The 25239-nt window shown below is 56.4% G+C and carries 22 protein-coding genes, 1 tRNA gene and 1 pseudogene; 18 read left to right on the plus strand and 6 right to left on the minus strand.

Features of this window, described 5'->3' with window-relative positions:
* On the plus strand, positions 1-266 hold a 266-nt coding region (locus tag AAAU26_RS02740), incomplete at its 5' end, for a hypothetical protein (protein ID WP_227619489.1).
* 39 nt (positions 267-305) lie between these two features.
* On the opposite strand, the gene AAAU26_RS02745 is transcribed toward AAAU26_RS02740, so the two are convergent.
* On the minus strand, positions 306-989 hold the full coding sequence (locus AAAU26_RS02745) for a gamma-glutamyl-gamma-aminobutyrate hydrolase family protein (protein WP_227619490.1): 684 nt from the start codon (positions 987-989) through the stop codon (positions 306-308).
* 62 nt (positions 990-1051) lie between these two features.
* A tRNA-Ser gene (locus tag AAAU26_RS02750) sits at positions 1052-1143 on the minus strand.
* Positions 1144-1396: 253 nt separating this feature from the next.
* Between AAAU26_RS02750 and AAAU26_RS02755 the strand changes: the two genes are divergently transcribed.
* Complete coding sequence (locus tag AAAU26_RS02755) at positions 1397-2416, plus strand: alpha-hydroxy-acid oxidizing protein (protein WP_158401653.1); 1020 nt, start codon at positions 1397-1399, stop codon at positions 2414-2416.
* A gap of 58 nt (positions 2417-2474) precedes the next feature.
* On the opposite strand, the gene AAAU26_RS02760 is transcribed toward AAAU26_RS02755, so the two are convergent.
* Entirely contained in the window at positions 2475-3425 is a 951-nt protein-coding gene (locus AAAU26_RS02760; RefSeq protein ID WP_149794586.1) for an RluA family pseudouridine synthase, read from the minus strand.
* A 220-nt stretch (positions 3426-3645) separates the two neighbouring features.
* Here AAAU26_RS02760 and AAAU26_RS02765 point away from each other — a divergent pair, with 220 nt between their 5' ends.
* The 8 genes from AAAU26_RS02765 to AAAU26_RS02800 all read left to right on the plus strand — a co-directional run bounded on the left by AAAU26_RS02765 (position 3646) and on the right by AAAU26_RS02800 (position 13833).
* Positions 3646-4383 carry a hypothetical protein gene (locus AAAU26_RS02765; RefSeq protein ID WP_227619491.1) on the plus strand — a complete coding sequence of 246 codons (738 nt, stop codon included), beginning with the start codon at positions 3646-3648 and terminating at the stop codon, positions 4381-4383.
* Positions 4384-4804: 421 nt separating this feature from the next.
* On the plus strand, positions 4805-7465 hold the full coding sequence (gene alaS / locus AAAU26_RS02770; protein ID WP_227619492.1) for an alanine--tRNA ligase: 2661 nt from the start codon (positions 4805-4807) through the stop codon (positions 7463-7465).
* Between the two features lie 120 nt (positions 7466-7585).
* Entirely contained in the window at positions 7586-7918 is a 333-nt protein-coding gene (locus tag AAAU26_RS02775; RefSeq protein ID WP_015565136.1) for a histidine triad nucleotide-binding protein, read from the plus strand.
* Positions 7919-7947: 29 nt separating this feature from the next.
* Complete coding sequence (locus AAAU26_RS02780) at positions 7948-8487, plus strand: phosphoribosyltransferase family protein (RefSeq protein ID WP_015565135.1); 540 nt, start codon at positions 7948-7950, stop codon at positions 8485-8487.
* 78 nt (positions 8488-8565) lie between these two features.
* Positions 8566-10638, plus strand: coding sequence for a ComEC/Rec2 family competence protein (locus AAAU26_RS02785; RefSeq protein WP_431834269.1), 2073 nt, complete (start codon positions 8566-8568; stop codon positions 10636-10638).
* 24 nt (positions 10639-10662) lie between these two features.
* Positions 10663-11691, plus strand: coding sequence for a DNA polymerase III subunit delta (gene holA, locus AAAU26_RS02790; RefSeq protein ID WP_227619494.1), 1029 nt, complete (start codon positions 10663-10665; stop codon positions 11689-11691).
* The gene (locus tag AAAU26_RS02795; protein ID WP_227619495.1) at positions 11688-12305 is read left to right on the plus strand and encodes a ribonuclease M5; all 618 of its coding nucleotides are present in this window, start codon (positions 11688-11690) and stop codon (positions 12303-12305) included. Before holA ends, AAAU26_RS02795 begins: the two co-directional genes overlap by 4 nt.
* A gap of 157 nt (positions 12306-12462) precedes the next feature.
* Positions 12463-13833 (plus strand): sodium-dependent transporter, encoded by a 1371-nt coding sequence (locus tag AAAU26_RS02800; protein WP_227619496.1) that lies wholly within the window; start codon positions 12463-12465, stop codon positions 13831-13833.
* Positions 13834-13887: 54 nt separating this feature from the next.
* Here AAAU26_RS02800 and AAAU26_RS02805 read toward each other — a convergent pair whose 3' ends face one another.
* Entirely contained in the window at positions 13888-14292 is a 405-nt protein-coding gene (locus AAAU26_RS02805; RefSeq protein ID WP_015565132.1) for a DUF1284 domain-containing protein, read from the minus strand.
* On the minus strand, positions 14289-14861 hold the full coding sequence (locus AAAU26_RS02810; RefSeq protein ID WP_158403547.1) for a biotin transporter BioY: 573 nt from the start codon (positions 14859-14861) through the stop codon (positions 14289-14291). Before AAAU26_RS02810 ends, AAAU26_RS02805 begins: the two co-directional genes overlap by 4 nt.
* Positions 14862-15082: 221 nt before the next feature.
* On the opposite strand from AAAU26_RS02810, the gene guaA reads away from it, so the two are divergent.
* Positions 15083-16633 (plus strand): glutamine-hydrolyzing GMP synthase, encoded by a 1551-nt coding sequence (guaA, locus tag AAAU26_RS02815; RefSeq protein WP_149794595.1) that lies wholly within the window; start codon positions 15083-15085, stop codon positions 16631-16633.
* 157 nt (positions 16634-16790) lie between these two features.
* Here the strand turns inward: guaA and AAAU26_RS02820 are convergent, their stop codons facing one another.
* Positions 16791-17294: a helix-turn-helix domain-containing protein gene (locus AAAU26_RS02820; RefSeq protein ID WP_227619497.1), complete on the minus strand. Its 504-nt coding sequence runs from the start codon at positions 17292-17294 to the stop codon at positions 16791-16793.
* A 179-nt stretch (positions 17295-17473) separates the two neighbouring features.
* On the opposite strand from AAAU26_RS02820, the gene AAAU26_RS02825 reads away from it, so the two are divergent.
* From AAAU26_RS02825 to AAAU26_RS02855, 7 genes and pseudogenes are all read left to right on the plus strand, one after another.
* Complete coding sequence (locus AAAU26_RS02825) at positions 17474-18493, plus strand: site-specific integrase (RefSeq protein WP_217211892.1); 1020 nt, start codon at positions 17474-17476, stop codon at positions 18491-18493.
* Between the two features lie 41 nt (positions 18494-18534).
* A pseudogene (locus AAAU26_RS02830) lies at positions 18535-18750 on the plus strand (plasmid mobilization protein); the annotation flags it as partial.
* Positions 18751-18983: 233 nt separating this feature from the next.
* Positions 18984-20252 carry a plasmid recombination protein gene (locus AAAU26_RS02835; protein ID WP_227619498.1) on the plus strand — a complete coding sequence of 423 codons (1269 nt, stop codon included), beginning with the start codon at positions 18984-18986 and terminating at the stop codon, positions 20250-20252.
* A 254-nt stretch (positions 20253-20506) separates the two neighbouring features.
* The gene (locus AAAU26_RS02840; RefSeq protein ID WP_227619499.1) at positions 20507-22069 is read left to right on the plus strand and encodes a type I restriction-modification system subunit M; all 1563 of its coding nucleotides are present in this window, start codon (positions 20507-20509) and stop codon (positions 22067-22069) included.
* Position 22070: 1 nt separating this feature from the next.
* Positions 22071-23108 (plus strand): virulence RhuM family protein, encoded by a 1038-nt coding sequence (locus tag AAAU26_RS02845; protein ID WP_227619500.1) that lies wholly within the window; start codon positions 22071-22073, stop codon positions 23106-23108.
* Between the two features lie 2 nt (positions 23109-23110).
* Complete coding sequence (locus tag AAAU26_RS02850) at positions 23111-23977, plus strand: hypothetical protein (RefSeq protein ID WP_227619501.1); 867 nt, start codon at positions 23111-23113, stop codon at positions 23975-23977.
* Positions 23970-25239 (plus strand): restriction endonuclease subunit S (locus tag AAAU26_RS02855; protein WP_227619502.1); only part of this gene is annotated, 1270 nt, incomplete at its 3' end. The genes AAAU26_RS02850 and AAAU26_RS02855, both read left to right, overlap by 8 nt.

Raw genomic sequence — 25239 nt, forward strand, 5'->3', positions numbered from 1 at the left:
GTCCAGAGGTAGGGAGGGGGGATTCGAAACACCCCTCCCTACCTCTGGCCCGCGCGGAGCGCAAGCCGCTTGACCAAAAGAAAAAACCAGCCCCGCGCATAGGCGCGAGAACCAGCTTAAAGAAAAAACCAGCTCTGCCTCTGGCCCGCGCGGAGCGCAAGCCACTTGACCAAAAGAAAAAACCAGCCCCGCGCATAGGCGCGAGAACCAGCTTAAAGAAAAAACCAGCCCTGCCTCTGGCCCGCGCGGAGCGCAAAGCCATTTGACCGAAAGAGAAAACTGCCCCGCGCAGGCGCGCGATACACTTAACCTTTACAGGCTTCAACAAACGCCCCAAACAGCCCCTGCTGTGCCGGGTCTGCGTCGCTGAGCCACTCCGGGTGCCACTGGACGCCGAGGCAGAAGTGCGCGTCCGGCTTTTCCAGTGCTTCCACAATGCCGTCCTCGCTGAGGGCGGCTATTTCTAATTCGGGGGCAATGCGGTCTGCCGCCTGATGGTGCTGGCTGTTGACGAGCACGGTGTCCTGCCCCAGCAGGCGGGACAGCAGGGTCCCCCGCCGCACCGTGACGGTATGGACTTTCGCCCAGTGGTCATTGTGGGGAACATGCTCGAAAGGCTTGATGTCCTGATACAGCGTGCCGCCCAGCACGACGTTCATCACCTGAATGCCCCGGCAGATGCCCAGCACCGGCTTGTCTGCCGCGAGGAACGCCCGCAGCAGCTTCGGCTCGGCGGCGTCCCGCAGAAGGTTCGGCTCGCCGCAGGCGGGGATGCGCTCCTGCCCGTAGAAGGCCGGGTCCATGTCGCCGCCGCCCGGCAGCAAGAGGCCGTCGCAGATCAGCGCCTCGGCTGCTGCGGCGTCCGGGTCGGAAAGCGCTACCCAGTGTACCTCGGCACCGGCCCGGGCCAGACTTTCCACATATTTTGACTGTGCGGTGGTAAGCTCCGGGTCAGTGCTCATCCGGGGCATGGCGATGGTGACAGACATAACAAGCATCCTTTCAACTTCTGGATATAACAAAAACCCAGAACCATCGGTTCCGGGTTTTGTGGCGGAAAGATGGGGATTCGAACCCCAGAACGCTTTTGACACGTTACACGATTTCCAGTCGTGCGCCTTAGACCAACTCAGCCATCTTTCCACATCTTCAGTTCTCAGTGCTTCGGGCCGCGGCCCTCAGCGCTCCACTATAATACCTGAAAGAAGGTCTTTTGTCAAGCATTTTTTCAAAAAAGTTTGCATTTTTTCAAAAATGACGCAGCTTCGATGGCTAAAAATGAAAAGGAGACGAAGACCCCCTTGACGCAGGCGGCAAACGGGGCTATGATGAGGGCAGAGAGCATGCAGAGCGGGAAACTCTGCGGAAAACAAAAGGAATTCAGGAGGAAAAACAGATGAATTATTCAGATGTTTTGGCCAATGCCCGCGAGTGCATCGGCAAATACTGCAAGGCCTGCCCGGTGTGCAACGGCGTGGCCTGCAAGAATCAGATCCCCGGCCCCGGCGCAAAGGGCGTGGGCGATACGGCCATCCGCAATTATAATAAGTGGGCCGACATCCGTGTGAACATGGATACCCTCTGCGAGAACGGCACTCCCGACACCCACGTGGAGCTGTTCGGTCGCAGCTTCAAGTACCCCTTCTTTGCTGGTCCTGTGGGCGCGGTGAACCTCCACTACTCCGACGTCTACACCGACATGACCTACAACGACGTGCTGGTGCGGGCCTGCGCCGAGAGCGGTATTGCTGCCTTTACCGGCGACGGCACCAATCCTGACGTTATGACCATGGCCACCAAGGCCATCGGCAATGCCGATGGCTGCGGCGTGCCGACCATCAAGCCCTGGAACATCGACACCATCAAGGAGAAGATGGCACAGGCCAAGGCCAGCGGCTGCTTCGCCGTGGCAATGGACGTGGATGCCGCCGGCCTGCCTTTCCTCAAGAATATGACGCCTCCGGCCGGCAGCAAGAGCGTGGCCGAGCTGGCTGAGATCGTCAAGCTGGCCGAGCGTCCCTTCATCGTCAAGGGCGTCATGACCGTCAAGGGTGCTCTCAAGGCCAAGGAGGCCGGTGCCGCCGCCATCGTGGTATCCAACCACGGCGGCCGCGTCCTCGACCAGTGTCCCGCCACTGCCGAAGTCCTGCCTGAGATCGCCGCAGCCCTCAAGGGTACCGGCGTCAAGGTCCTGGTGGACGGCGGCATCCGCACCGGTGTGGACGTTTTCAAGGCACTGGCACTGGGCGCGGACGGCGTCCTCATCTGCCGCCCCTTCGTCACGGCTGTCTACGGCGGCGGTGAGGAAGGCGTCAAGTGCTACATCGACAAGCTGGCCGGTGAGCTGGCCGACACCATGCAGATGTGCGGCGCACACTCCATCGAGGAGATCACGCCGGATATGGTGCGGGTCTGATACCTTATAAATACGAAAGGGAGCTGCCCATGCGGACAGCTCCCTTTTTTGTATCGTTTTATTTCAGCGTTCCATCCAGGACCTGCTGATAGTACCACGGTTTCGGGGCGTGGAAGGTCTTGCCGCTGAGGAACTCGAAATCGGGCTGGTTGAAGTGGGGCATGGTCAGCTCCCACGCACAAAGGGCCTGATATTTGAGCTTCAGTTCGCGGTTGGCGGTATTGTTGCCGTACTTGCTGTCGCCGAGGATGGGACAGCCGATGCTTGCCATGTGGGCGCGGATCTGGTGGGTGCGGCCGGTGATGAGCTGAACCTTGAGCAGAGCCAGACGGCCGGAGACGGCGATGGTCTCGTAGCGGGTCTCCACGTCCTTGGCACCCGGCTGCTTGTCCTCCACGATCTTCACGATGCCACGGTCGGCGTCCTTGAGCAAGTAGCCGCCGAGGGTGGCGTCCGGGGGCGTGGGACGGCCGAAGGTGACGCAGAGGTAAGTCTTTTTCACCTCACGGCTCTTGATGGCGGCGAGGAACAGCTCCTCGGCCTCCGGCGTCTTTGCGATGATGACAAGGCCGCTGGTGCCGGTGTCGAGGCGGTGGCAGAGGGCGGGGGTGTAGACGTCGTTCTCCTTGTACTCGCCCTGCTGGTTGAGGTAGAGCAGAGCACGGTTCAGCAGGGTGTCGTCGTCGGGACCGTCCACGGCGAGGCCGGCGGGCTTGTTGACGATGAGGATCTGCGGGCAGTCGTACACCACCTGCGCCGGGCCGCGGGCGTTCTTCCACGCCGGGCCGTCCACACGCTTGTCAGCGTCCAGAACATCGTCAAGGATGAACAGCTTGATCTCATCGCCTGCCATCACGCGGGTGGAGAGCGGCTGCTTTTTGCCGTTCAGTTTGATTTTATTTTCGCGCAGGGCCTTGTTCAGACGGCCCGGGTTCAGCGCGGGGAATTGCTGCATCAGATAGTTGTCCAGCCGGGTGGGGGCGAGACATTTTACTTTCAATATTTTCACGGAAGTTTCCTCTCTAAATTAAGAATAGGTTAAGATTTGCTTTTATTGTAGCGAATCCGCCTTCTTACGTCAAGTTGGTTGTTTACTTTTTCAAAAAACAAGAGTATACTGTGCCGGTGCAAAAAGAATTCATCGGAATTTAACGATGGTTTCATCATCAAATCTCCATTTATGGTATAATGAGAGCCTTACATGATTGAAGAGGGAAGAAGGTATTGATATGACGAACGACAAGAAACTGATGCTCCTTGCAGGCGTTCTGGCTCTGGGGATGCTGGCCGGATGCAGCTCTGCCAGCGCTGCCAGTGCCGCCAGCGGCATGGCCGGTTCGATGCCCGCCGCCAGTGAAGTGGAAGAGGTGAGCAGCGAAGTGCGCGTCCTGCCCGGCGAAGAGGGCGTCATGATGCCCATCGACCAGGGCAGTCTTGAAGAGATGAAGACTGGTTCCTACAAGTTCGCCGCGAACATCTCGAGCGTGGACACCAAGAAGCGCCAGATGACCCTGACGGTCTACGGCTACGACGCTTACCGCGCCGAGGACGTGGACGCACTGGATGTGGGCAGCGTTTTCAGCACCCATCTGGACGGCGCTGTGGAAGCACAGAACGTGACAGTGGAGAAAATCGAAAAGAATGAGGACAACGGCACCGTCTCCATCAATGGCGGCATCGAAGAGGGCGGCGTAGACCTCTGGCGCAGCGGCGACATCTACCGCACCGTCACCTACGACGACTACCCGGTCTACTACATGATGGGAGAACTCGTGCTGCCCGTGGACGACAGTGTGACCCTCAGCGACAGCTCCGCCAGCGTGGACGCTGTGCCGGTGGAGACGAACGGCGCCATCGAGGTGGGCAAGGCCGTCTCGGAGGACAAGGACAACTGGACGCCTTACAACACCACCGTCTTCACGAAGGACGGCGTCGTCAGCAATATCCTCCGCATCTGGGTGCCGTGACGCGCGATTTTTGGGAAAACCCGTTGACAAATGGCCTGACTATGCTATAATCTGAAATGAACGCAAGGAAGCAGTATGCCCTTTGCGCGTGAATGGTAATTATGGCAAATGGCAAGGATGGGGCCAGAAGGATGTGTGCCGCCGCCCAGAGAGAACGCCCTTGGCTGAAAGGCGTTCCGGCAGAGCATTTTTTACGCCACCCCGGAGCTTCCGGCGAAACAAACCGGACGCTGCGCAGCGTTACAGCGCACAAAGCGGCAGGAGCGCCCCGGCGGCATTTCTGCAATTTGGGTGGTACCACGGAGCTTTTCAGACAGCCTTCGTCCCTTTTCGGGATGAGGGCTGTTTTTTGTTTTTTGCCCGACTGCCATAAAAACTGCGTCCGGAGGAGGACGCCGATACACGAGGAGAGATTAAAACTATGCAATGGACCGGTTTGAATGAACTGCGTGACAAGTACCTTACCTTCTTTGAGGGCAAGGGCCACCTGCGTCTGGACAGCTTCCCGCTCGTCCCGAAGAACGACCCCAGCCTGCTGCTCATCAACAGCGGCATGGCACCTATGAAGAAGTGGTTCCTCGCTCAGGAGGAGCCGCCCCGTCATCGCGTGACCACCTGCCAGAAGTGCATCCGCACCCCTGACATCGAGCGCGTGGGCATCACCGCCCGCCACGGCACCTTCTTCGAGATGCTGGGCAACTTCTCCTTCCAGGATTACTTCAAGGAAGAGGTCATTCCCTGGGCATGGGAGTTCCTGACTTCCGACGAGTGGATGGCTATCCCGAAGGATAAGCTGCACATCTCCGTCTACGAAGAGGACGATGAGGCTTACGACATCTGGACCAAGAAGGTGGGCGTTGCCCCCGACCACATGGTCCGTCTGGGCAAGGAAGACAACTTCTGGGAGCACGGCTCCGGCCCGTGCGGCCCCTGCTCTGAGATCTACTTCGACCGCGGCCCCGAGTATGGCTGCGGCAAGCCGACCTGCGGCGTGGGCTGTGACTGCGACCGCTATATGGAGATCTGGAACCTGGTGTTCAGCCAGTTCGACGCCGACGGCAAGGGCCATTACGAACGTCTGGCACGCCCCAACATTGATACCGGCATGGGTCTGGAGCGTCTGGCCTGCGTGATGCAGGGCGTGGGCAACCTGTTCGAGGTCGATACCGTCCAGAGCGTGCTGCACCATGTGGAGCACATCGCCGGCAAGACCTACGGTGCCAACCCCAAGGAGGACATCTCCATCCGCGTCATCACCGACCACATCCGCAGCTGCACCTTCATGGTGTCGGACGGCATCCTGCCCTCCAACGAAGGCCGCGGCTACGTGCTGCGCCGTCTGCTCCGCCGCGCTGCCCGCCATGGCCGTATGCTGGGCATCAGCCGCCCCTTCCTCGTGGAGCTGGTGGAGACGGTCATCCAGTCCAGCGAGTCCGCTTACCCCGAGCTGCGTGAGCACGACGCCTATATCAAGAAGGTCATCGGCACCGAGGAGGCAAACTTTGCCCGCACCATCGACGCCGGCATGAACATCCTGAACAACATGATCGACGGTTTGGAAAAGGCTCACGAGCACCTGCTGAAGGGTCTGGACGTCTTCAAGCTGAACGATACCTTCGGCTTCCCCCTCGACCTGACCAAGGAGATCGCTGCGGAGCAGGGCATCGAGATCGACGAGGAAGGCTTCCACGCCGAGATGACCAAGCAGAAGGAGCGCGCCCGTGCAGAGCGCCTCAAGAAGAACATCTCCGGCTGGAGCGAAGACCTGTTCGGCACTCTGACCGCTGAGCCCACCGAGTTCGTCGGCTACGACACCCTCAAGAGCGACAGCGTCGTTGTGGCTCTGAGCGACGAGGAGACTCTGACCGACGCCATCGCCACCGACGAACAGGCCAAGGAAGGCGTGCTGGTCGTTCTCGATAAGACCCCGTTCTACGCTGAGATGGGCGGTCAGGCCGCAGACCACGGCGTCATCACCGGCGCTGAGTGCGTGCTGCGTGTGCAGGACGTCAAGAAGACCCCCAAGGGCTACTATGTCCACACCTGCACCCTCGAGAGCGGCATCGTCCATGTCGGCGACCATCTGACCGCCCGTGTGGATAAGGAATACCGCATGGCCATCGCCCGCAACCACACCGCTACCCACCTGCTGCAGGCAGCTCTGCGCGAGGTCCTGGGCGACCACGTCCATCAGGCAGGCTCCTATCAGGACGCTTCCATCACCCACTTCGACTTCACCCACTTCAGCGCTGTCACTCCCGAGGAGCTGATCCGTGTGCAGAAGATCGTCAACGACAAGATCTTCGAGTCGATGAACGTCACCATCAAGGAGATGCCCATCGAAGAGGCCAAGAAGCTGGGCGCTATGGCTCTGTTCGGCGAGAAGTACGGCAAGGTCGTCCGTGTTGTTGATATTGAGGGCTGGTCCACCGAGTTCTGCGGCGGCACCCACGTCAAGAACACCGCTCAGATCGGCGGCTTCAAGATCGTCAGCGAGTCCTCTGTTGCTGCTGGTATCCGCCGTATCGAGGCTGTCACCGGCCGCAATCTGCTGATTCGTGCCAATATGCAGGAAGCGATGCTGCACACCGTGGCGAACACCCTGAAGGCAAACAACGTCGCCGCTCTGCCCGCTCGTGCGGAGGCTGTCATGGCTGAGAACAAGGCCATGAGCAAGGAGCTGGAGGACATCAAGGCAAAGGTCGCCGCCTCCAAGGTCACCAGCCTGTTCGACAACGCTGAGACCGTCGGCGACGTCAAGATCGCTTCCGCTTACTTCACCGGCACCTCCGGCGACACCCTGCGCGGCATGTGCGACACCATCCGTGACAATGCCAAGGCTGCTGCTGTGGCTGTTCTGGTGGGCAAGTCTGACGACAAGATCACCATGGCCGTTACCGTGACCAAGGACGCCCAGGCAAAGGGTCTCAAGGCTGGCAATCTCGTCAAGGAGATCTCTGCCATCGCAGGCGGCAAGGGCGGCGGCAAGCCCGACTTCGCTATGGCTGGTCTGAAGGACGAGACCAAGATCGACGAGGCTCTGGCCGCTGTCAAGAGCATCGTGGAGAAGCAGCTGGGCTGATTCTGGAACAAACCTCTCCGTCACGCCTGACGGCGTGCCAGCTCCCCTCGGTAGGGGAGCTGGCGAGCGGAGCGAGACTGAGAGGTTGACTCATTAAAAAATCTGGAAGGAGCGATTCCCATGGAAGATTGTCTGTTTTGCAAAATTGCAGCGGGGGACATCCCCTCGAAGAAGCTCTATGAGGACGAGCAGGTGGTGGCATTCTACGACATCGCCCCGCAGGCCAAGGTGCATTTCCTGGTCATCCCCAAAAAGCACATCCCCTCGGCCGCTGCGCTGACCGAGGAAGACGGCGCTCTGCTGGGCCATGTGTTTGCGGTCATCGCAAAGCTCGCTAAGGAGCAGGGTCTCGACAACGGCTACCGCGTCATCTCCAATGTGGGCGAGGACGCCGGCCAGACCGTCAAGCATCTGCACTTCCATGTTCTGGGCGGCGAGAAGCTGCCTGTCTGATTCCGAAAAAGTAAGGGAGATCGTTGAATATGGCTAAGACTTATACGCTGAATGTCGCGGGCCTGACCCGTGAGCTGACCATCTGCAAGGTGAACGACCACATGGACATTGCGGCCTTCATCATGCTGGGCGACGCCGAGCTGACGGTGGCTGCTGCCGCTGAGCTGCTCAAGAAATGCCCGGATTTTGACATCCTGCTGACCGCTGAGGCCAAGGGCATCCCGCTGGCTCACGAGATGAGCCGCCAGAGCGGCAAGCCCTACGTCTGCGCACGCAAGGGCGTCAAGCTGTATATGCCCGACCCTGTTGTCGTCGAGGACCAGTCTATCACTACTGCTGGCAAGCAGAAGCTGGTCATCGACCGCAAGGAGCTGGACAAGATGAGCGGCAAGCGGGTGCTGGTCGTGGATGATGTCATCTCCACCGGCGGCTCTCTCAAGGCTCTGGACGAGCTGGCCGAGCAGACCCAGTGTACCATCGTGGGTCAGGCCGCCGTTCTGGCCGAGGGTGATGCTGCCCAGCGCAAGGACATCATCTTCCTCGAGCCGCTGCCTCTGTTCCTCCACTAAACCGATATGCGACGCCCGCTCTGCGCGTTCTGCCTGAGTGCGCTGGGTGTGTTAGCGTTGTGCTCATTTTTGCCGCAGATGGGGCTTTTGCTGCCGTCTGCGGCAATTTTTGTTGTCTTCTGCCTGCTGGTCTGGTGGAAAGGCGGGGCCGCGAGAGGGTATGCGGTCTGTCTGTTGTTGGGCGCAGTGCTGGGCGTCGGCATCATGGAGATGACCGGCGCACGGCTGGCAAAGATACAGGACGCTTACGCCGGGAGAGACGTGACCCTCACCGCCGAAGTGGAGAGCACAGGCCGCGCTTACACGGCGGGCCGGGTGAGCGCCGTACTGATGGTGGAAAAAGTGGACGGGGAAGCTGTCCACTTCCGGGTGGAGTGCGCCAGTCTGCCCAAATGTGAGGCCGGAGGCCTCATCCGGGGCCGCTTTTCGCTGGATGTGCCGGATGCCACCCAGCGTCTGGACGACTACGCCGACGGCATTGTCCTCAGCGCGGAATATCTGTCCGGGATGCTTCGTCTTGGGCAGAGCGAGAGCTTCCGCGCCCGGACGGCTCGGCTCCAGGCGGCGCTGAGCCGCGCCCTGCGAAAAGGCATGGCCGAAAACACCGGCGGCGTTCTGGCCGCGATGGTGGTGGGCGACCGGAGCCATCTGACTTCGACTCTCCGCAGTGCCTACCGGGGCGCGGGGCTTTCCCATGTGCTGGTGGTGAGCGGCCTCCACGTCACCATCTTCTGCGGCCTGCTGGATGCTCTGCCCCACAAGGAACGGGAGCGGAGCCGGGCTTACCGGCGGGCGAGGTCGCTGCTCCGGGCCGGAACGGCCCTTCTGCTGGTGGGCATCACCGGCGCGACGCCCTCTGTCCTCCGGGCAGCGGTGGCGGTCTGGGTCAGCTCCCTCGGCGTCTGGGTGGGAGGCCCGGCGGATACGCTCACCTCGCTGGGCGCGGCAGGCGTCCTTATGTGTCTGGGCAACGGGTACGCGGTCTATGACGTGGGCTTCGAGCTGTCGTTTGCGGCAGTGATGGGAACACTGGCCGGTGCTGAGTGCGCAGGGCGTGGGAGGGAGCACTATTACGACAGAAAGAAGAAACAGAAAAGCCGCCGGGAGAAACCGCCCCGCGCGGTGCTCCTTTTCCGGCACTTTGCGGGCGGCGTGTGGGACTCGCTCTGCGTCTCCCTCTGTGCCTCGGCGGCGACCTTCCCGGTGCTGGTGCTGCGGGGGATGAGCACGACGGTCTGGGCTGTGGCGTCGGGCGTGGCCGTCCTCTGGCTGGTGGGGCCGATGCTGAGCTTCGGCCTCGGTGCAGCTCTGCTGGGTCTGGCCGCGGAGGGCTTGCCTTTGTTTGAGATCATCCGCCGCCCGGTGGCCTTCTGTGCCGAAGGGCTGGCATGGCTGATGAACGAGTGGGCTTTCCGGGTGTCTGTTCTGCCGGGAGCGTCCCTCTGGTTTGATGGGACCTATGCCGCACTGGTGTGTCTTGTGCTGATTCTGCTCTGCGTAATGGCAATGCGGCGGCACATCCGACTCCGGGTAGCTCTGCCGACGGTCATTCTGCTGGCAGCGCTGGCTATCGGGCTGGAAACGGCCCTGAGCTGGAACGTGGTGAACATCGAACTCGTGGGGACCCGGGCTGCGCCTGCCGTCGTCATCACCCAGAGGGAGAAGGCAGTCATCCTCTTCCGGGGCAGCAGCATCACCCAGCGAGCGGTGGAAAATCAGCTGGAAAAGCGGGGCGTGAGGACGGTGGAACTTCTGGTTGACCTGCGGATGCAGCCGGAAGAACCCTGCCGTATCGAGGCCCAAAAGCGTATCGAGGCTGCCGCTCTGGCCGAGAACACCACCCGCCGTGCTTCCTGCGGCGGGGTGGACTTGGAACTTTTCCGTACCCGGCAGGGCTGCATTCTGCGGATGCGTGTCGGCGGGCAGAGGTTCATCACCCTCAGCGGCACGGTCCGGCCTGCAAAGCCCATCCGGGCCGAGTGGCTGCTGGCCTCGATGGCAAGGCCGGACAATATCCGGTACACCGACTGCCTGACCCTGAGCAGCAAATACCGCTGGATGGAAGAGGACGCAGAGCCCGTCTCACGGCTGCGCCTCCGTCTCGAGGGAGAGCGCTTTTCAAAGCGGGCAGAGTATGATAGAATAAAATAATCCAAATACAAAGGAGCCGATCATTTGGCAACGGAAACGAAACTCCGGCAGCTGGCCCAGGGAGGCTGTCCGGTCTACTATTTTTATTCCAGCGAGCGCTATCTTGTCCGGCAGGCTGTGGCCCGGGCGGCAAAGCTTCTGGCCGAGGGTGAGGACGAAGAGACGACCGTTCTGGACGGTGCTGCGCCCGAAATCGAGCAGCTCATCATGGCGGCAGGTACCATCTCCTTCTTCGGGACGCGGCGCGTGGTGCTTCTGCCCGAGGTGGACCCCGCCGCCTACAGCGACAAAGACCTCGACGAGCTGTGCGCCACGCTGGCCAGCCTCGAGAATGCCGTGGTGGTGCTGGGCAGCGTGTTCGAGATGGAGCGCAATAAGCTCAAGCTGGGCAAGCGGGCGCAGAAGCTCATCGCCCAGTGTACTAAGGTCGGCTTTTCCGAAGAGCTGGCCAAGCCCAAGCCCTACGAGCTGAAGGTCATGGTGATGGACCGCGCCAAGGCGCAGGACACCACCCTCTCCGAGGGTACGGCGACGGCCCTGCTGGAACGCTGCGGCGAAGACCCGTTCCTTCTCGAGAACGAGGTGGACAAGCTCTGCGCCCTCTCCGGCTACCAGACCGTGACCACGGCCATGGTGGCCGAGATGGGGACTGTGAGCCTCGAGGCCGACGTCTTCGAGATGATACGGATGATAACGGCGAAAAACGCCACCGGTGCCTGCAAAAAGCTGCAAACGCTTCTCCGCCTGCAGCAGGAGCCCATCCCCATCACGGCGGCCATGATCGGCAGCTATGTGGATCTCTATCGGGTCAAACTGGGCGCAGCCAAGCGGAAGAGCTACAGCACCGTGTTCAAGGATTTCGGCTACAAGGGCAGCGACTACCGGCTCAAGCGCTCTGCCGAGACAGCCAGCCACTACACGCTGCCCCAGCTGGAAGCCTGTATGCAGATTTTGCTTGAGCTGGACAAGAGTCTGAAAAGCCAGCCCGTGAGCGCGCAGACCCTGCTGGAAACGGCGCTCTGCCGTCTGGCAATGGCGGGAGGAAGAAGATGAGCGAGAAACTGGAACTGCTGCACACCGACCGTGTGCTCATCGTGGAGGGCAAATACGATGCGGCCCGTCTCTCCCACCTGACCGACGCCATGATCCTGCTGACGGACGGCTTCGGCATCTATAAGGATAAGAAGCGTCAGCAGCTCTTCAAACAGCTGGCCCACAAAAACGGCCTTATCCTCCTGACGGACTCCGACGCGGCAGGCTTCCGCATCCGCACCTACATCACGAATCTGGTGGGGGAGAAGAACGTGGTGCAAGCCTACGTTCCGGCCATCCACGGCAAGGAAAAGCGGAAGGCTCAGCCCGGCAAAGAGGGACTTCTGGGGGTCGAGGGCGTGGACGATGCCCTCGTTTTGCAGGCGCTCCGGGACGCTCTGGGCGAAGAAGCAGGCATTTCCCCTGCAAAGCCGGAGGGGCGGCAAATTACTTATACCGACCTCTATGAGTGGGGACTTTCGGGTACGGCGGGCTCAGCTGAGCGGAAAACAAAGCTGCTCTGCGCTCTCGGTCTGCCGCCCCGGCTCTCGAAAAAAGAGCTGGTGGAAGCCTTCAACCGCCTTTACAGCTACGAGCAGCTGGACGAAATGCAGTCGGAACTGCTCGAAACATGAAAATACAGCAAACCCTCCTGAGAAAAACATGAAATAGATTCAAGCAAGACTTCTGGGAAATTTGCCGTAAGCTGTGATATAATCAATACACTGTGCGCCCGTCGTGGACGAAACGACGGGCGCAGATTTTTGCAAGGTGCAATAAAGGAGACAATCAATGGAACGCGAAAAACTCAAATCGAGACTCGGGTTCATCCTCCTTTCCGCCGGCTGCGCGATCGGCATCGGAAATGTGTGGAAGTTCCCCTACATGGCAGGTCAGGGCGGCGGCGGCGCTTTCGTGCTGTTCTACCTGCTGTTCCTCGTCATTCTGGGTCTGCCCATCATGACCATGGAGTTCGCCGTGGGCCGTGCCAGCCACAAGAGCCCGGTGCGCGCCTATCAGGCCCTCGAAAAGCCCGGCCAGAAGTGGCACATCCACGGCTACTTCACCCTCGTCGGCTGCTACCTGCTGATGATGTTCTACACCACGGTGGCCGGCTGGATGCTCCACTACTTCTACATGACCGCTGCCGGTAAGCTGGTGGGCCTTGACGCCGACCAGGTGGCTGGCAAGTTCACCGAGATGCTGGCAAGCCCGCTGACCATGGGCTTCTGGATGGTGGTCGTTGTGGCCATCGGTATCTTCGTCTGCGCCCGCGGCCTGCAGAACGGCCTCGAGAAAGTCACGAAAGTCATGATGATCGCCCTGCTGGTCATCATGGTGGTGCTGGCAGTCAACAGTATGTTCATGCCCGGCGCAAAGGAGGGCCTGACCTTCTTCCTCGTACCCGACTTTGAGCGGATGAAGGAAGTGGGCATCGTCAATACGCTGGTGGGGGCCATGAATCAGGCGTTCTTCACCCTGAGCCTCGGCATTGGTGCAATGGCCATCTTCGGCAGCTACATCGGCAAAGAGCACGCCCTGCTGGGCGAGAGCGTCCGCGTCGTGGTGCTGGATACCTTCGTCGCCATCACCGCCGGCCTCATCATCTTCCCGGCCTGCTTCACTTACGGTGTGGACCAGACCAGCGGCCCCAGCCTCATCTTCATCACCCTGCCCAACATCTTCGCCAATATGGCGATGGGCCGTCTGTGGGGCAGCCTGTTCTTCCTGTTCATGGCCTTTGCGGCGCTTTCCACCGTGCTGGCCGTCTTCGAGAACATCATCTGCTGCGGCATGGAGCTGACCGGCTGGAACCGTCAGAAGTCCAGCCTTGTCAACTTCTTCCTCATCATCGCCCTCTCTCTGCCCTGTGTGCTGGGCTACAACGTCTGGGCCTGGGACGGTTTCGCCATCTTCGGCGGCGCGGTGCTGGATGTGGAGGATTTCCTTGTCAGCAACCTCTTTCTGCCGCTGGGCTCCCTCGTCTACCTGCTGTTCTGCGTCACCCGCTACGGCTGGGGCTGGGACAACTACAAGAAGGAAGTCAACACCGGCGACGGCCTCAAGATGCACGACTGGATGCGCGGCTACCTGACCTATGGCCTGCCCCTCATCGTCCTGTTCATCTTCGTGTTCGGCCTGTACGATAAGTTCATCGCCTGATAAAACAAAAATACGGGATGCTGCATTTTACAGCATCCCGTATTTTTTATCGCTTTATTTCACATACCGGCCTTCGCAGATATTCTTGCAGCAGGCGCTGATGGGGAACCAGCAGCAGTCGCGGCAGATGTCGGCGAGGATCTCTGGCGTGGCCTTGGCGTCGATCTCGCGAATGAGGTCCTGGTAGACGTAATCCTTTTCCTCGAGACCGAAGTATTCCACCGTCTTTGCATCGTAGCGCTTGACCTTTTCCTGCGTGTCGCAGAGGTCAGTCCCCAGCTTGTTGGGGCAGCAGGAGCAGAGGGTGTCAGTGGAGAAGGTGAGGTGGATGGTGGTGCCGGGAACATCCCGCAGCTGATGCACCACGTCGGTCATGTGGGCCACGAAATCGTTGTCATAGCCTTTGCCGGAATAGCCCTGCGTGCAGAGCAGATGATGGGGACGAAGTACGATGCTCATGCTTTCAGCCCCGGAATGCGCTTCCGCAGATTCAGGCCGATGGCGCAGGCCAGAACTGCCTTGATGATGGCAGTGGGGATGAAGGGCAGGACGCAGGCGGTGATACCCACGGCGATGGTACTGTGGGCGACGACCACGAACATTGCAACGCCCACCACATAGTTGACCACCGTGCCGACGATGACAGCGGTGACGAAAGCACCCTTGAAGGCGTCACGGTGCTCCACGCCGAGGCCGATGATGTAGGCCATCAGGGGGAAAGAGATGAGGAAGCCGCCGGTGGGGCCGACGAACTTATCGAAACCGCCGGAGAAGTTTGCCAGCACCGGCACGCCCACAGCGCCCAGTGCCAGGTACACCAGCGAAGCGATGGCGGAAAGCTTGGAACCCAGCACCACAGCAGCCAGCGTGATGGCGAAGGTCTGCATGGTCATGGGGACGCCCAGAGGCATCGGGATGGAGATCTGAGCCATGACGGCAATGACGGCGGCGAACAGACCTGCATAGCAGATGTCCCGCACAGAGAACTTGGACTTGGTGGCCGCAGCGGCCTGGGTGTTCTGACTCATAAGAATTGTTCCTCCTATACATTCTGGCCCAAAGCGGCCATGCTCCCAGTATGGCAGACTGCAAACGCTGCGTCAACTTTGGATTTGCGAAAGGGTTTACAATTCAAAACGAAAAACAAAACAGAAAAATACACAAAAGATGTCGCTTTTGGTTGTGAAATGTGCTATACTAAATCTTAGCTATAAGAAGCACACCAGTGATATATAGAGAGGAGAACATCATGCAGCATGAAACCGTGATCGTGCTGGACTTTGGCGGCCAGTACAATCAGCTCATCGCGCGCCGCGTCCGCGAGAATAATGTCTACTGTGAGATCTATTCCTATAAGACGGACCTGTCCGTCATCAAGGCGAAGAACCCCAAGGGCATCATCTTCACCGGAGGCCCCAACAGCGTCTATCTGGAGGATTCGCCCACCGTCGACCCCGAGATCTTCAGCTGGGGCGTGCCTGTGCTGGGCATCTGCTACGGCAGCCAGCTCATGATGCACCTGCTGGGCGGCCACGTCTGCCGCGCCCCCGAGCGTGAGTACGGCAAGACCGAGGTCTTCGTGGACAACAGCAGCAAGATGTTCACCGATGTGCAGCCCTCCACCGTCTGCTGGATGAGCCACAACGACTATATCGAGCAGGCTGCGCCCGGCTTCAAAATCACTGCCCACACCGTCAACTGCCCGGTGGCCGCAGCTGAGAACGAGGAAAAGGGGCTGTACGCCGTCCAGTTCCACCCCGAGGTGCTCCACACCGCTGAGGGCAAGAAGATGCTGCACAACTTCGTGTACAATGTCTGCGGCTGCACCGGCGACTGGAAGATGGACTCCTTCGTGGAGAACAACGTCGAAGCCCTGCGGAAGCGCATCGGCAGCGGCAAGGTGCTCTGCGCCCTGTCCGGCGGCGTCGATTCCTCCGTGCTGGCAGCCATGCTGGCCAAGGCCATCGGCAAGCAGCTGACCTGCGTCTTTGTTGACCACGGCCTGCTGCGCAAGAACGAGAAGGAAGAGGTCTGCTCTGTCTTCGGCCCCGGCAACGCCAACGGCTTTGACATCAACTTCATCTGCGTGGACGCCCGTGACCGCTACTTTGCAAAGCTGGCCGGTGTCACCGAGCCGGAGCGCAAGCGCAAGATCATCGGCGAGGAGTTCATCCGCGTCTTTGAGGAACAGGCGAAGCAGATCGGTAAGGTCGATTTCCTCGCACAGGGTACTATTTACCCCGATGTCGTCGAGAGCGGTCTGGGCGGTGAGTCCACCGTCATCAAGAGCCACCACAACGTCGGCGGCCTGCCTGATACCGTGGACTTCAAGGAGCTGGTCGAGCCGCTGCGCAACCTGTTCAAGGACGAAGTCCGTCAGGCTGGCCGTGAGCTGGGTCTGCCCGAGTATCTGGTCAGCCGCCAGCCTTTCCCCGGCCCCGGTCTGGGCATCCGCATCATCGGCGAAGTGACCCCCGAGAAGGTCGCTATCGTGCAGGACGCCGACGCCATCTGGCGTGAGGAGATCGCCAAGGCGGGCCTCGATAAGGAGATCAGCCAGTATTATGCGGCTCTGACCAATATGCACAGCGTCGGCGTCATGGGCGACGAGCGCACCTACGACTACGCCGTGGCCCTGCGCGCTGTCACCACCACTGACTTCATGACCGCCGAGAGCTACAATATGCCCTGGGACGTGCTGGGTACTGTCACCAGCCGCATCGTCAATGAGGTCAAGCACGTCAACCGCGTGTTCTACGACTGCACCGGTAAGCCGCCGGCCACGATCGAGCTCGAGTAATCCGCAAACCCTGAAAAGTATTGATACAATGCGATATTTTGAGAGCTAAAAGACTCTGTGATACTGCTTTGATACTATCAGGCGATTATTCATAAAGAGAGACATGAGAATGCCCTCTGAGAAACGGTAAGTTTTTCAGAGGGCATTTTTGTGTCTTTTATTCTTTACGCCACTTTTTCTTCGGCTCGTACCGGCCGCAGCCGTCGGCGGTCTGAGGCCAGTTGAGCTTCCATTCCAGATACTCTTCCTTGGTGATCTCGCCCTCCCGGAGCTGATTCTTACGGAGCTGCCACTCCTTTAAGAACTCATCCAGCAGGCGATAGCGGAAACTGACTGCCATGTGCTTTTCAGGGAAATCCGGGTCGGTGGTGTCTGTGACCTCATAGAGCCGGGTGCCGGGGTAGTGCTCGTCCAGCTCGAACAGGGTGTACATCACATCCTCTGCGGCGTACAGGGTCGGCTCATAGAGAGACCGATAGTTCACATCCAATACCTCCGCAATCTTGCGGAGCAACTCTTCCTTGGGCGTACGGGTGTTGCTTTCGTATTGTGCGATGCGGATGTCTGCGCTCTTCTCCTCAAACCCGATGGCAATGCCCAGTTCTTTCTGGGTCATACCTCGGAGGTTGCGGGCACGTTTGATGCGGTCACCGACTGCCATGCGATTGCCTCCTGACTTAAACATATTTGTTGAACCCAGTATAGCACAGAAAAACAGGAGATGCAATAGAAAATAAACAAAAAAGTTTAAGATTTTACCTGAAAGCCTCTTGACTTAACGGAATGTGTTTAGTATAATGAAAGCACAAAAAGATAAGCAAAAATGCTTAGTAAAATTGAATGACCGCCAAACTGACCCAAACCGCCAAGACCTTCTACTTCGAGAACTGGCAAGGTGTGAAGCAGAAGAAGCTGAAACGGGGGTTTTCCACCAAGAAGGACGCTCTGGCGTGGGAGCGGGAGTTCCTTCTTCAGCAGGCAGCAGACCTGACCATGACCTTTGAAGCCTTTGTGGAAATTTATATCACGGACAAGAAAAAGCGACTCCGGGAAAACACCTGGTCTACCAAAGAGCACATCATCCGAACGAAAATCTTACCGTATTTCAAAGAAAAACGGCTCAGCGAGATAAAGCTACGGGATGTGATCGCATGGCAGAACGAGATGCTGAACTACCGGGACAAAAACGGCAAGGCCTATTCGCCGACCTACCTCAAGACGCTGCATGGACAACTCAGTGCCATTCTGAATCACGCCGTCCGGTTCTACGGGCTGAAATCAAACGCAGCAGCCACAGCCGGGTGCATGGGGTCAGAAAAGCACAAGGAAATGCTTTTCTGGACAAAGGAAGAGTACCTCAAATTCGCAGAAGTTATGATGGACAAGCCGCAGTCCTACTACGCCTTTGAAGTTCTCTACTGGTGTGGCATCCGGGAGGGCGAGCTGCTGGCTCTGACTCCGGCAGACTTCGACTTGGACAAGGGGCTGCTCTCCATCACCAAATCCTATCAAAGGCTGAAAGGCCGGGATGTGATCACCGACCCGAAAACACCCAAGAGCGTCCGTGTCATCCAGATGCCGCAGTTTCTGACGGACGAGATCAGAGACTATCTGAAATCCCTCTACAAAGTCCAGCCAGACCAGCGGATCTTTGAGGTGACCAAGAGCTACCTGCACCACGAGATGGACAGGGGAGCCAAGGAAGCCGGGGTGAAGCGGATACGAATCCACGACCTGCGGCATTCCCATGTATCACTGTTGATCGAGATGGGTTTCTCGGCTCTGGCGATTGCAGACCGGGTGGGGCATGAGAGCGTGGACATCACCTATAAGTACGCCCACCTCTTCCCCTCAAAGTAGCAGGAGATGGCGCAGAAGCTAGACATGGAGCGAAGGGAGGGATGAAAATGGAACGAGTACTCGACCAGCAAGGCCGCTGGCGGAACAAGGTGATAGCCTTCCGAATGTCCCCGGAAGAGGACGAGGTTCTGGAAGCCAAGGTAAAACTCTCCGGCCTGACCAAACAGGAGTATATCATCCGCCGCCTGACTGACCGGGAGATCACCGTGGTAGGCAACCCAAGGGTCTACAAAGCCCTGCGAGACCAGATGAAGCTACAGGAGCGTGTCACGCTCCTGTGAATGCAATCACGCAGGAAGGTGGTGTTGGACCGGGCAGCGGCGAGGTACAGCGAAACCCCGTCCGCAGACGGAAGCCCCCGGCAGGGCGCAAAGGCATCTTTTGATGGACGGAACGTCTGTCAAAAGTGCTTTTGCGTTACTTTCGACGAAAGTAACAAAGCCTTTGCCGTGTCCGGCACCAGTTACTTCCACAGAGAAAGGACGTGCGATTGAAAAGAACCATTTCCGCAATGCGAGGCTCCGGCTCCCTCAACCATAACCGGAGAAGTTTCACCGCTGAAAACGTAGACCCGGAGCGCAGCAGCCTGAATGTTGTGTACCGGGATGAACCGATTCAGAAGGTGTACCACGAACTTTTTGACGAGGCAGTGAACCGCTACAACGCCAAGCAGAAGCGCAAGGACCGCTGTATCACCGACTACTATGAGCACCTGCGGACAGGCAAGCAGGAAAAGCTCTTCCATGAGCTGATCGTCCAGATCGGTAACAAAGATGATATGGGTGTCCTGACCGAGAATGGTGCACTGGCAAAGGAACTGCTGGACGAGTATATGCAGGGCTTCCAAGAACGTAACCCGACACTGCGGGTGTTCGGAGCATTCCTCCACATGGATGAAGCTACGCCCCATCTGCACATCGACTTCGTGCCGTATGTGTCCGGCTGGAAAGGCAAAGGACTGGGCACCAAGGTCTCCCTGAAGCAGGCTCTGAAGGCCTTGGGCTTTGCAGGCGGCTCCAAACGGGAATCCGAGCTGAACCAGTGGATCAACGCCGAGAAAGAGCAGCTTGCTGCCGTGATGGAGCGGCACGGCATCGAGTGGGAACAGAAAGGCACCCACGAAGAGCACCTGTCTGTGCTGGACTTCAAGAAGCGGGAGCGTAGTAAAGAGGTAGCGGCTCTGGAAGCTGCCAAGCAGGAGTGCCAGACCGACCTGACCGAGATGCAGGAACAGCTGGAAACAGCGCAGACAGCCGTAGAAGCCGCTGAACAGCGGGTACAGAAAGCAGAGCTGACCTACCAGAAGCAGAGCCAGAAGCTGAACAAGCTGGCTCCCATTATGGAAGGTTTGGAAAACCTGTCAGCGCAGTACTCCCAGCGGCCAGAGGAATGGGTGCCAGAAGCAGCCACATTTGAGACCGCCAAGAGCTATCGGGAGAAGAAGGCAATGCCGCTGATCCAGAAGTTGGTGAAGGTACTCTTTGCCCTCCATCGGAAGTACTGGGAGGTCAAGGATGAGCGGGATAAGTATCTGCACTTCTATCAGGACGAGAAGAAAGCTACCCATCATCTAAGCCAGCGGCTGAAAGAGGTGGAGGCTGAAAACTCTCAGTTCTATGCGATGAAACGTGATTTCAGGCGAGTGTGGAACTATTTCGGTGCCGAGAAGATGCAGCAGGTCATTGGATTTATGAGGGAGCAGGAGCAGACCACAGATAGGAGCCAGAAGAAGAGCAGACAGAGCAGCGTAGAGCTGTAAGATAGGATAGCAGACCCCCGCCAGCGGATATTGGCGGGGGTCTGTACATATAAGTGATAATTCGACAAAAAATGCAATAGCAATATTTATCGGCTTGCAATCACGGAAAAGCTGTGGTACGCTTTACTAGGATAGTATAAAGGGAAAGTATATCCTTTTTGGGAAAACACCATGGTGTACCAATAGTGGTACATTTACTATGTTAAAATGAAAGAAAACAATGCGGGAATCCGCGTTTGATGGAGGAAATAAAAATGGTAGACACCAAAAAAGAGCAGGAACGCGAAGAACTGCACCGTGCAATCTGGGCGATTGCGGATGATCTGCGCGGCGCAGTGGACGGATGGGATTTCAAGAGCTACGTTCTCGGTACGATGTTCTACCGTTATATTTCGGAGAACATTGCCAGCTATATCAATCAGGGCGAAATTGATGCAGGCAACCCAGATTTCCGCTATGAAGATATGTCTGATGCAGAGGCAGAGCAGGCACGAGAAGGGCTGGTACAGGAAAAAGGGTTCTTCATCCTACCCAGTGAGTTGTTCTGCAATGTACGGGCAAAAGCGGCCGGCGATGAAAACCTCAACGAAACGCTGGAAACAGTCTTCCGGCACATTGAGGAATCCGCAAAGGGCAGCTCCTCCGAGGGGCAGTTTGCAGGGTTGTTCGATGATTACGATGTCAACAGCAATAAGCTGGGTGCGACCGTTGCCAAGCGCAATGAGAAGCTCGTGAAACTGCTGAACGGCGTGGCAGATATGAACCTTGGCGATGTGAAAGAGCATGACATTGATGCTTTTGGCGATGCCTACGAATACCTGATGACCATGTACGCCAGCAATGCGGGCAAGTCCGGCGGCGAGTTCTTTACGCCTGCCGATGTTTCGGAGCTGCTGACCCGGCTGGGTACGGTAGGCAAGAAGGAAATCAACAAGGTATATGACCCGGCCTGCGGTTCCGGTTCGCTGCTGCTGAAGGCAGAAAAGGTGCTGGGACGGGATGCCGTGCGCAACGGCTTCTTTGGACAGGAAATCAACATCACAACGTACAACCTGTGCCGCATCAATATGTTCCTGCACGACATTGAATTTGACAAATTCGACATTGCCTGTGAGGATACGCTGACCAATCCGCAGCACTGGGATGATGAACCTTTTGAGCTGATCGTATCGAATCCGCCGTACTCCATCAAGTGGGCCGGTGACGAGAATCCGCTGCTCATCAATGACCCTCGCTTTGCTCCGGCTGGTGTGCTGGCTCCGAAGAGCAAAGCGGACTTGGCATTTATCATGCACTCGCTGGCATGGCTGGCTTCCAACGGTACGGCGGCAATCGTCTGTTTCCCCGGCATTATGTACCGTGGCGGTGCAGAGCAGAAGATCCGCAAATATCTGGTGGACAACAACTTCATTGACTGCATCATCCAGTTGCCGAGCAACCTGTTCTTTGGTACCAGTATTGCCACCTGCATCATGGTGCTGAAAAAGGGTAAAACGGACAATAAGGTGTTGTTCATTGATGCTTCTTCCGAGTGCGTCAAGGTGACGAACAACAACAAACTCACCCCAGAGAACATTAACAAAATAGTGGACACCTTTGCACAGCGGGCAGAAGAAGCACACTTCTCCCATCTGGCGGAGTATTCCGAGGTGCAGGAAAATGACTATAACCTGTCGGTTTCCACTTATGTGGAGGCCAAGGACACCCGCGAGAAAATCGACATTGTAAAGCTGAACGCTGAAATTGCACAAATCGTAGCACGAGAAAACGAGCTGCGGGCCGCCATTGACCAGATCGTGGCAGAAATCGAGGGCTGAAATGGAAAATGAAAAGAAAGATTCTGCATTGGTACGTTCTTCTGCGGCGGAATACCTGACCTTTGTTGCCTCTACGGGCGAGGACAGGGACAGCATTGAGATGCGCTACGAGGATGAAAACATCTGGCTGACGCAAAAGATGATGGCGACCCTTTACGATGTGGGGCTTCCGACCATCAATGAGCATATCAAAAAGATTTATGCTGACCATGAGCAGGACGAGGCGGCAACGATTCGGAAATTCCGAATAGTTCAAAATGAGGGTGGCCGACAGGTTACTCGCAGCGTGAACCACTATAATCTGCAAATGATTATTGCGGTCGGCTTCAAGGTGAACAACCAGCGGGCGGTGCGGTTCCGTGTCTGGGCGAACCAGATCGTGGAGCAGTACACCATCAAGGGGTGGGCAATGGATGAGGAGCGCCTGAAAAACGGCGGCACAGTCCTGACCAAGAAATACTTTGAAGAGCAGTTGGAGCGTATCCGGGAGATTCGTATTTCGGAGCGCAACTTCTACCAGAAACTCACTGACATTTACGCTACGTCGCTGGATTATGACCGCAATGCACTGACCACAAAAGAGTTCTTTGCGAAGGTGCAGAACAAGATGCACTATGCCGTGCATCGCCATACGGCGGCAGAGCTGATCTATGAGCGTGCCGATGCCGAAAAGCCGCACATGGGGCTCCACACATGGAAGGATGCTCCCAATGGCAAAATTAAAAAGAGCGATGTTTCGGTGGCGAAAAACTACCTGACCGAGGATGAAATGAAGTCCATGGAGCTGATCGTTTCGGCATATCTCGACCTTGCCGAGAACCGTGCCCGCCGTCATATCCCTATGACCATGGAGGACTGGGCCAAGCGGCTGGATATCTATTTGCAGGCAGATGATCTGGAAGTGCTGAAGGATGCAGGCACAATCTCGGCACAGCTTGCAAAGATGCACGCCGAAACGGAGTTTGAAAAGTACCGTGTGGTGCAGGATCGGCTGTACCAGAGCGATTTTGACAGGTATTTGGAGGAAAACCTAGAGTAAAGATGAGCCTTGAGATTTGGAGTTTCCTAGTGGATGTAACTTCACTGGTTGTAACAACTGTATTGACTATCAAAATTTATAGGCTAGAGCGTTCACATGAAAAAGAACGTGAACAAATGGAAGTAAAAGCGCAGGAAAAGGCTATCGCGGAGGCGGCAAGAGTTTTTCTGATTGATAATGAAGATGAAATAGAGTATTTGCCGTTGTCGGCGATAGCAAAGACTTTGAAACTCAAAAGAAAGCATCATAGAGCGATAACGACCAAGTTTTTAAGATGTAGTGAGGAAGTCCAAAAGGAAATTCTGAAGCAAGCCAATTTTCAGCTAATAGAGGTTTCTAAAGAACAGGTGAGTGCTGCATTAAAACGACTAAAAGATGATATTAAGGCGTGCGGTTTTGGACAAGATACTTTATATGATGGGGCTAAATACTTTCATCGAGCGATGGAGCGTTATTCGGATGAAAAAATTGAAACCGTAAATCCGTACATATTTGAGGATATAAGGCGAACACACTTTTATCAAGGTGATTCACTCCAATTATTAAAAGACACGAGCTATAACGGAACGCTATACGGGTATATGTATGATTACCTTCACTCCGCAGATTTGGGAAAATCCAAATGGCTGCTGCAGCCACCAATTGATATGGTTTGGTCGCAATGCAAATTAGCTGGATGCCCGGAAGAAATAATGACATTCTGGACGATGCGAGTTGTTATTGACTGTTGCCGGGTATTTGCTGAATCAGAAGAAGATTTTGTTTTTGATGAAGATTTGATTGAAACACAGGAAGATATGTACTATTATGCGGTGATGGCACTGTACAGTACCTATATTGCAAAGAAAGAAGAGGGTGCGGATGAGTAAGCTAGATGAACTGCTCCGGGAACTTTGCCCGGATGGCGTTGAGTATAAAAGATTCGATGAAGTTTGCACATTAAATGCTCGAATTGGCTGGCAACGGCTAACGAAAGCAGAGTATATGAGCAAAGGCGACTACTTGCTTATAACAGGAACTGACTTTACTGAAACACATGAAATTGATTATAGTACTTGTGTATATGTGACGGAAGAGCGATACAAGCAAGACTCGAAAATTCAATTGAAAAATGGAGATATCCTAATAACCAAAGATGGAACTCTTGGTAAAGTAGCGCAAGTAAAGGGGCTTGAAATGCCAGCTACATTAAATGGTGGAGTCTTTGTTGTTCGCTGTAAAGATGGTTCGTTAGAGAATCGGTTCATTCTGCACTATCTGTTGTCTAATCATTTTCAAAGTGTTGTTGAGCAACAGAAAACGGGTTCGACAATTAGTCACTTAACACAAACACTTTTTTCAAGGCTAATGATACCAATTCCACCGCTAGAAATTCAGCGTGAAATTGTTCGCATTTTGGACAATTTCACAAATCTTACAGCGGAGCTTACAAAGGAACTCACAGATAGAAAGGTGCAGTATGCCTATTACCGCAATAAATTCCTTTACTTTGATGAATCTAGTGCTTCGTTAAAATCCATAGGTGATATTTGTAATGTTGTGGTTGGCGGCGAACCGCCTGCGGATTGCATTAAAGGAGAAAGTAAAGATTCATCACATATGTTTCCAGTTTGGGGAAATGGTAAAGAAGCGTATGGATATTCTGGAACGTATAAGATTGATAGGGATGCTGTCGTGATTTCATCTATTGGAGCCAATACGGGTGCTGTATACTATAGAAAGGCATTTTTTACCCCGATAATTAGGCTCAAGGTTGTTATGCCGAAAGATAATCAGCTCAGTTCAAGATTTCTTTTCCATGTGCTGTCTGCAACTGCTATAAAAAGTAAAAGCAGCAGCGTTCCCAATATGAATGCAAACGAGATTAAAGCCATAAAGATTCCTGTTCCTCCCCTTGATGTCCAAAACCGCATTGTAAATGTGTTGGACAACTTTGAGAAAATCTGCTCCGATCTCAACATTGGTTTGCCCGCTGAAATCGAAGCCCGGCAGAAGCAGTACGAGTATTACCGAGATAAGCTCTTGACATTTGCAGAAACCGGCAACACAATTTTGAACGGAACGGAACGGAACGGAACGGAACGGAACGGAACGGAACGGAACGGAACGGAACGGAACGGAACGGAACGGA

The organism is Faecalibacterium longum (assembly GCF_040094125.1).
In the GTDB taxonomy this organism is placed as follows: Bacteria; Bacillota; Clostridia; order Oscillospirales; family Ruminococcaceae; genus Faecalibacterium; species Faecalibacterium longum.

Excerpts from the sequence above, each read along its gene's own strand:
- AAAU26_RS02745 (WP_227619490.1), bottom strand. The coding sequence starts at position 989 with ATGTCTGTCACCATCGCCATGCCCCGGATGAGCACTGACCCGGAGCTT.
- AAAU26_RS02755 (WP_158401653.1), top strand. The coding sequence starts at position 1,397 with ATGAATTATTCAGATGTTTTGGCCAATGCCCGCGAGTGCATCGGCAAA.
- AAAU26_RS02765 (WP_227619491.1), top strand. The coding sequence starts at position 3,646 with ATGACGAACGACAAGAAACTGATGCTCCTTGCAGGCGTTCTGGCTCTG.
- alaS (WP_227619492.1), top strand. The coding sequence starts at position 4,805 with ATGCAATGGACCGGTTTGAATGAACTGCGTGACAAGTACCTTACCTTC.
- AAAU26_RS02775 (WP_015565136.1), top strand. The coding sequence starts at position 7,586 with ATGGAAGATTGTCTGTTTTGCAAAATTGCAGCGGGGGACATCCCCTCG.
- AAAU26_RS02780 (WP_015565135.1), top strand. The coding sequence starts at position 7,948 with ATGGCTAAGACTTATACGCTGAATGTCGCGGGCCTGACCCGTGAGCTG.
- AAAU26_RS02785 (WP_431834269.1), top strand. The coding sequence starts at position 8,566 with ATGGGGCTTTTGCTGCCGTCTGCGGCAATTTTTGTTGTCTTCTGCCTG.
- AAAU26_RS02795 (WP_227619495.1), top strand. The coding sequence starts at position 11,688 with ATGAGCGAGAAACTGGAACTGCTGCACACCGACCGTGTGCTCATCGTG.
- AAAU26_RS02800 (WP_227619496.1), top strand. The coding sequence starts at position 12,463 with ATGGAACGCGAAAAACTCAAATCGAGACTCGGGTTCATCCTCCTTTCC.
- AAAU26_RS02805 (WP_015565132.1), bottom strand. The coding sequence starts at position 14,292 with ATGAGCATCGTACTTCGTCCCCATCATCTGCTCTGCACGCAGGGCTAT.
- AAAU26_RS02810 (WP_158403547.1), bottom strand. The coding sequence starts at position 14,861 with ATGAGTCAGAACACCCAGGCCGCTGCGGCCACCAAGTCCAAGTTCTCT.
- guaA (WP_149794595.1), top strand. The coding sequence starts at position 15,083 with ATGCAGCATGAAACCGTGATCGTGCTGGACTTTGGCGGCCAGTACAAT.
- AAAU26_RS02820 (WP_227619497.1), bottom strand. The coding sequence starts at position 17,294 with ATGGCAGTCGGTGACCGCATCAAACGTGCCCGCAACCTCCGAGGTATG.
- AAAU26_RS02825 (WP_217211892.1), top strand. The coding sequence starts at position 17,474 with ATGACCGCCAAACTGACCCAAACCGCCAAGACCTTCTACTTCGAGAAC.
- AAAU26_RS02840 (WP_227619499.1), top strand. The coding sequence starts at position 20,507 with ATGGTAGACACCAAAAAAGAGCAGGAACGCGAAGAACTGCACCGTGCA.
- AAAU26_RS02845 (WP_227619500.1), top strand. The coding sequence starts at position 22,071 with ATGGAAAATGAAAAGAAAGATTCTGCATTGGTACGTTCTTCTGCGGCG.
- AAAU26_RS02850 (WP_227619501.1), top strand. The coding sequence starts at position 23,111 with ATGAGCCTTGAGATTTGGAGTTTCCTAGTGGATGTAACTTCACTGGTT.